The sequence below is a fragment of the Coleofasciculus sp. E1-EBD-02 genome, assembly GCF_040218245.1.
GTDB lineage: Bacteria > Cyanobacteriota > Cyanobacteriia > Cyanobacteriales > Coleofasciculaceae > Coleofasciculus.
Genome location: NZ_JAVJQN010000083.1, coordinates 1 through 6,078, shown reverse-complemented (window position 1 = coordinate 6,078; position 6,078 = coordinate 1). Strand labels below are relative to the sequence as shown.

Annotated in this window: 6 protein-coding genes and 1 tRNA gene; 1 reads left to right on the top strand and 6 read right to left on the bottom strand. The window is 48.8% G+C overall.

The window, feature by feature from the left end; all coding sequences use genetic code 11:
• Positions 1 to 180: 180 nt before the first annotated feature.
• A complete protein-coding gene (locus tag RIC07_RS13560) occupies positions 181 to 2,148 on the bottom strand; it encodes a protein kinase domain-containing protein (RefSeq protein WP_446395000.1) in 1,968 nt (655 codons plus the stop codon).
• Positions 2,149 to 2,479: 331 nt separating this feature from the next.
• On the opposite strand from RIC07_RS13560, the gene RIC07_RS13555 reads away from it, so the two are divergent.
• Entirely contained in the window at positions 2,480 to 3,472 is a 993-nt protein-coding gene (locus RIC07_RS13555; RefSeq protein ID WP_446394999.1) for a ribose-phosphate pyrophosphokinase, read from the top strand.
• A gap of 214 nt (positions 3,473 to 3,686) precedes the next feature.
• Here the strand turns inward: RIC07_RS13555 and RIC07_RS13550 are convergent, their stop codons facing one another.
• The 5 genes from RIC07_RS13550 to RIC07_RS13530 all read right to left on the bottom strand — a co-directional run.
• Entirely contained in the window at positions 3,687 to 4,154 is a 468-nt protein-coding gene (locus RIC07_RS13550; protein ID WP_446394998.1) for a DUF3531 family protein, read from the bottom strand.
• Positions 4,155 to 4,206: 52 nt separating this feature from the next.
• Positions 4,207 to 4,338, bottom strand: coding sequence for a hypothetical protein (locus RIC07_RS13545; RefSeq protein ID WP_446394997.1), 132 nt, complete (start codon positions 4,336 to 4,338; stop codon positions 4,207 to 4,209).
• Between the two features lie 86 nt (positions 4,339 to 4,424).
• A tRNA-Ser gene (locus RIC07_RS13540) sits at positions 4,425 to 4,508 on the bottom strand.
• 30 nt (positions 4,509 to 4,538) lie between these two features.
• Positions 4,539 to 5,480, bottom strand: coding sequence for a TIGR04168 family protein (locus RIC07_RS13535; protein WP_446395001.1), 942 nt, complete (start codon positions 5,478 to 5,480; stop codon positions 4,539 to 4,541).
• A 148-nt stretch (positions 5,481 to 5,628) separates the two neighbouring features.
• Positions 5,629 to 6,078, bottom strand: a 450-nt coding sequence (locus RIC07_RS13530) for an RNA-guided endonuclease TnpB family protein (RefSeq protein ID WP_446394996.1), incomplete at its 5' end; no start/stop codon positions are given.

The following is a 6,078-nucleotide window of genomic DNA, read 5'->3' as shown; positions in this document are numbered from 1 at the left end:
TGTCTCGCCTTTCGTTGATAGTTCCGACAGTGCCAAAAACTAGCGTTCATTCTTGGGTGTCATGACCAAAAAAGCGTAGCCAACCTTGCCAGATGGTAGGTTACTCTTTTTTACGGCTGAGTCTGCACGCTCACCCCGCCTACCCAAAATGCTTAGTTTTGGGTAGGTATGGGTAGACATTTACGAGCGGTTGGTTAGACTGACACCCAAAGTGAAAGTGGTTGGTCTTTGGGCAATCACATCAATGATATAGTTGCCCCCTTGAGGCAATTGTGCCTGCCAAAAGTTGATGTTTGAGGCATCTTCAATTAACTGACCATTAGGATTGCGGATATTTAACGTGACATCACCTTGAATAACATCTACCGCTAGTTGCTGATTGGATTCCACGTTGACGCGATACCGTTTTACCCGTTGGGGTCTGGTTTGACCTTGAAACTGAATTGCCTGTTCTCCTTCAGGAATGATCAGTCGTTCGGTTTCGTAAGTGGGAGAGGGAGAGGGAGAGGGAGAGGGGGATGGGGATGGAGATGGAGATGGGGATGGAGATGGAGATGGAGACGGAGATGGACTTTCCGTTGGCGAAGGTGTGGGTTCGGGGGCTTCCGTTAAGTCTAAATTGAGTTGGTACTCAGTTTCTGGAAGTTCCGGAATTAAACTTAATTGAATCGTGTATTCTCCGGTATAGGGAAGTTGACCTCGCCATTGCTGCACCCGTGTGGCGCGATCGCCCAAGGGTTGCTCGTCGGGTCCAAGGACAGTCATATATACCCCTTCTGTGGGAATAAACGCCTCCAACGTCTGGTCTTGTTCCGCCTGAATCTGGTATTTAACAATAGTATTCGGCTGTAATGAGCTTTCGATAGACAGTTCTTTCTCAGGAGACAAATCCAGAGTTTGACTATATTCGGTGGGACTGGGTGAAGGTGAGGGAGATTCAGTTTCGGTGGGCAAAGGAGACGGAGACTCCACAATTGTTTCTGGGGGAGTCGGTTCCTGTCTTAGTCGATTAGCAATTGCCCAAGAACCCAACCCGGCAATCACGGCAAGTACTGCACCAATTGCCACAACCATCCCAGGCTTTTCCCAAATCGAGTCGTTACTGGGTTCAGGAATCACAGGTTCTGATTGCGCGGGTGTTCTCGCGGGTGGTGTCTGCGGTTCCGGACGCCGTCCTACGGCTACGGTTGCCATCCCTGAGACGTTGGCGTCTGGTTCTGGTGCGGGGGTGGCTGGAGGGGCTGGAGATTGCAGTGCTTGTAATACATCTGTTGCAGATGGATAGCGATCGCCCGGTCTGTAACTTAGCATCCGGTTCAGAATCCGGGCAAGGTCGTCACTTACCGTCACCCATCGTTGCCAATTCCAGGTTAACTGGGTATTATCCAGTAACTCCCTGGGTTCTTTGCCTGTCAGTAGCACCACGGCAGTAACGGCTAGGGAATAGAGGTCACTACTGGGATAGGATTTTCCAGTTTGAATTTGTTCGCTGGGAGCATAACCCAGTTTGCCAACTGTTGTGGCTGGGGTTGCCATATCCGGCGACTGCAAACGAGTAGCGAGTTCTTTGACCACACCAAAATCAATTAATACCGGGAGTTGGTCGCCCTGGCGCAGAATAATATTATCGGGAGTAATATCGCGGTGGATGATCCCCTTAGTGTGAATATGTTCTAATACGGGCAATAATTGCTGGAGTAGCTGTTTAACTTCGGCTTCGGAGAAGACGGGGTTCCCCATGGGTGTATTTTGAGGCGGTGTGGGAATCCCTACGGCTTCCGTGCCGGATGTAGAATTGCCAGCTAGCTGTTCTAGGCGCTCATTGAGTAACTCGCGATAGGTTTTCCCCTCAACGTAGTCTTGTGCCAAGAAAAACCGCCCATCCTCCTCAAACGTGGCTCGAAATTCGGGGACTTGCGGGTGTTTGATTTGATAGAGGGTGGTTGCCTCCCGTTGGAACAGTTCTTTGGACTTCTCCAACGTATAGGCTTCAGTCTGAGGCGGAATCAATTCTTTGAGCACACACAGTTCTTTAAACCGATTCAGGTCTTCCGCCAGGTAAGTTCGACCGAATCCTCCTTGACCCAGAACTCGGATCAAGTGGTAACGGGCTTGCAGAATAGTTCCAGAGGCGATCGGTTGTTCCATGAGCTTGTGAATTGGAGTGTCGGGGAAAACAGGATGGTCTACCCGTCTAAATTTTATGAGAAGACGGTCACTTCCTGGCATTTATTACAGTTATTTTATCTGTGACTCTTGAGGAAACCCTCTTTTCAGTGGATAGTTAGACTAAATAGTCGGACAAAAGAAAATGAAATTGTATTAAGTTTTGTCAATAATCCTCAAACCTTTACAAATGACCAATGACCAATGACCAATGACGATCCCCACCGCCCGCCTTTAATTGTCCCCACCTACTTAGAACCATAGACAACAGCAAATGTTAAGATTGCCTTGAAATGAGCTTCGAGGGTCTGCTGTGAGCCGTTCTGCAACGTTAACGCTTCAGCCTACGCTGCCGCTAATCGCGGATAATAATCGTCTTCGACTGTTTTCTGGGTCTGCTAATGTTCCACTAGCACAAGAAGTTGCTCGCTATTTGGGCATGGACATTGGACCAATGGTTCGCAAACGATTTGCCGATGGCGAGTTATACATTCAAATTCAAGAATCCATTCGTGGGTGCGACGTTTACCTAATTCAGCCGAGTTGCCATCCGGTAAACGATAACCTGATGGAATTGCTGATTATGATCGACGCCTGTCGGCGAGCATCGGCACGGCAGATTACTGCTGTTATTCCATACTACGGTTATGCCAGAGCCGATCGCAAAACCGCCGGACGAGAGTCAATTACCGCTAAGTTAGTGGCAAATTTGATTACTGAGGCGGGCGCGAATCGGGTATTAGCGATGGATTTACATTCTGCCCAAATCCAAGGGTATTTCGATATTCCCTTCGATCATGTCTACGGTTCTCCAGTAACCTTGGACTATCTGGCGAGCAAGCAACTCCCTGATCTGGTGGTTGTTTCCCCTGACGTGGGTGGCGTAGCTAGAGCCAGGGCTTTTGCCAAAAAGCTGGATGATGCGCCCTTAGCCATTATTGACAAGCGACGACAAGCCCATAATGTGGCAGAGGTTATGAATGTGATTGGAGATGTCAAGGGCAAAACGGCTGTTTTGGTAGACGATATGATTGACACGGCGGGGACGATTGCTGCGGGTGCCAAGATTCTGCGTCAAGAGGGAGCGAGACAAGTGTATGCTTGTGCGACTCATGCCGTCTTTTCGCCACCTGCGATTGAACGCCTCTCCAGTGGAATCTTTGAAGAAGTGATTGTTACCAATACAATTCCAGTTGCTCAAGACAATTATTTTGAGCAGCTTACGGTGCTTTCCGTCGCTAACTTGTTAGGAGAAACCATCTGGCGCATTCATGAAGACAGTTCAGTCAGCAGCATGTTTCGGTGAAACAAGCCCCAGTGCAGGGAGACAAGGAGGAATGTGTTGACGTTTGGCGTTTAAGGTTTGATATCAAGTCCGGTTAATTGACCCTAATAACAAAAAATGCTGTAACAGCAAGGCTTTTGGGCTTTTTTATTAGGGCTGATTTGCCGGACATTATCTGAATGAGGAGGCGGGTTTAGTCAAATTATCGGTAAAACCCGTCCCTACCTAATACGTTTTAATTCACTCGTCCGTTATCCTGAGATTCGTAAAATAAAGACTCTTGGCGGCTTTTTGTGGGCCAATCTTCATTTTCACCGCCGATGATGACTCGTTCGATGTGAACATATTCTTTAGACAGTTGCTTCAGGGCATTGATCAGAACATCAAGTGCGATCGCATCGGATGTGCCTAAGTCAAACCAGCAGCGTCCCCAGGTTCCCTGATAATCAAAGTCTCCTTGATTATGCATCAGCGCCATGAGGGTGCTATCTGTCTCTCGGTCATCATAGTCCATATAGCTAATATCCACACCTGTTTCCTGCACTTGCAGGTTCTCCGCATCAAATCCGCCCAATTTCCCCAGGTAAAACCAGGAATTGAATAACTCTTCAATATAATCTTTTTCCATGGGGGAAGGAACAGTGGCAAACTCTAGCCAGATCCACAAATCAAATGGGTTATACTCGCGAAACTCTACCTGCATAGGTTATAAGTCATCAGTATCAGGGTTATCGGTCTAAAGCGGGACATTTTGGTTAGGAAAGGGAACAGGGAACAGGGAACAGGGAACGGGGAACAGGGAATAGGCAATAGGTAAGGTAGAGTTTTGAGTTAACTTCCCCAGCTTCCCCAGCTTCCCCAGCTTCCCCAGCTTCCAGACGTAGCATGCTACGTCTCTACAATTCTTCCCCAGCTTCCCCAGCTTCCCCAGCTCCCCCAGCTTCCCCAGCTTCCCCAGCTTCCCCAACCGGAACGGAGAGGGTGGGATTCGAACCCACGGACCTTTTGGGTCACTCGATTTCAAGTCGAGCGCATTCGACCACTCTGCCACCTCTCCAGGCTTATCTATAATACCAAGCCTGAGCGTTCATGGCGAGTGTCTGGAAACAAATTGTCCGCTAACGGGTTGAGGACGCCGATAGAGAAACTCTTCGAGTACGACAGAATAGTCATTTCCCACCCAAACCAGAGAAATTGAAGCAACCCCACCCGCTTCCAGAGACACCAGCGAAAAATTCCGCAGTCGGTCTGTTTCCGTTTGCACAATTCGGGGTACACTGGCTGAATTCAGATACACGGTTCCCTCTGAACGGGTTGTGACAATCGTTCGCAATCGCTTGGTTGTGTGGCGTAATCGGTGATGCATGTGACCGAAGGTGACCAAGGGAATCTGTTTTCCTAGTGCCTGAACTTGCGCGATCGCGGTTTCAAAATCCGGGTCTCCATGATCGCCGCCCAAGGGATGCCAGTCCCTGCCACAAGGCGATTCGGCGTCCTCGCCTAACCCTGTTGGTCCATTGTGACCTAAAAACAGAATCCTGTTGTAGTCTGTGGCTTGGGCGGCGGCGACAATTCGTTCAACGGACTCCTCAAAACTGTTGACTCCATACCAATCCCGATAGAAGTCTTGATTTTTCCAAGCTGATCCGCCCCAACTAAACGGACGCCCCCCGACGACTGAAAGTTGAAGTTCGGGAAAGTCCAGATATCCGTAGCCTACATGGGCATCTCCCAACGCCTCTAACTGATCGTGTAACCAATTTTCCTGTTGACGGTTGTATGGACATTTTTTCCGTCCCCAAGCCGATGCGGTATACCAAGCGTCATGATTTCCCAGAATTACTGCTTTCGGCAGATCAACAGAAGCAACTCGCTGCACCACCCCCACAGACTCGTTGCCAAAATCTCCGACAAACAGCACCAAGTCAACACCCAATTTTTGGAGTGCGATCGCGTCTTGGGCTTCCCACTGATCGTGAACATCACCAACGACGGCAATTTTTACAGATGGCTGATTATGACTGGTCATATTCATAGTTTTTTAATTATTCCTGTTTCCAGCATAAAAAAAAGCCGCACTCGTTGGCTTAAGTCCAAAACCCATCTGAGGGTTTGTCGGGGCGATCCGAATGACGAATTGACATCCTCCCTCGCCGGAGACGAGGGATTCCTAAACCTCACGATTTAGGTTTCTGCTTCCTACCCCTTTGACTAGCGAGAGGGGTTTTTCGCAACTGCCCTTTGGACTTATGTCCATCGGGTCTTATGTTCGCTCCACAGACTATCACCGCAAGCCCTGCGGCTAGAATATTGTTTGCGGCATTAATGTCTCGGTCGTGGTGAGTTCCACATTCTGGGCAATTCCACTCCCTAACATTAAGCGGCAATTTATCAACGACGTGACCACAATGTCCACAGCGCTTAGAACTGGGAAACCATCGGTCAATCTTAACCAGTGTCCGACCGTACCACTGGCACTTGTATTCCAACTGACGAACCAGTTCACTCCAGCTTGCGTCAGCAATTGCTTGAGCCAACTTATGGTTTTTCATCATATTCTTCACGGCTAAATCTTCGACAACAATCGTTTGATTTTCACGTACCAGTCGAGTCGTTAGCTTGTGAAG

What these genes read in the sequence shown, in the direction of transcription:
- RIC07_RS13535 (WP_446395001.1), bottom strand. Translation starts at nt 5,480, where the DNA reads ATGACCAGTCATAATCAGCCATCTGTAAAAATTGCCGTCGTTGGTGAT.
- RIC07_RS13550 (WP_446394998.1), bottom strand. Translation starts at nt 4,154, where the DNA reads ATGCAGGTAGAGTTTCGCGAGTATAACCCATTTGATTTGTGGATCTGG.
- RIC07_RS13560 (WP_446395000.1), bottom strand. Translation starts at nt 2,148, where the DNA reads ATGGAACAACCGATCGCCTCTGGAACTATTCTGCAAGCCCGTTACCAC.
- RIC07_RS13545 (WP_446394997.1), bottom strand. Translation starts at nt 4,338, where the DNA reads ATGCTACGTCTGGAAGCTGGGGAAGCTGGGGAAGCTGGGGAAGCTGGG.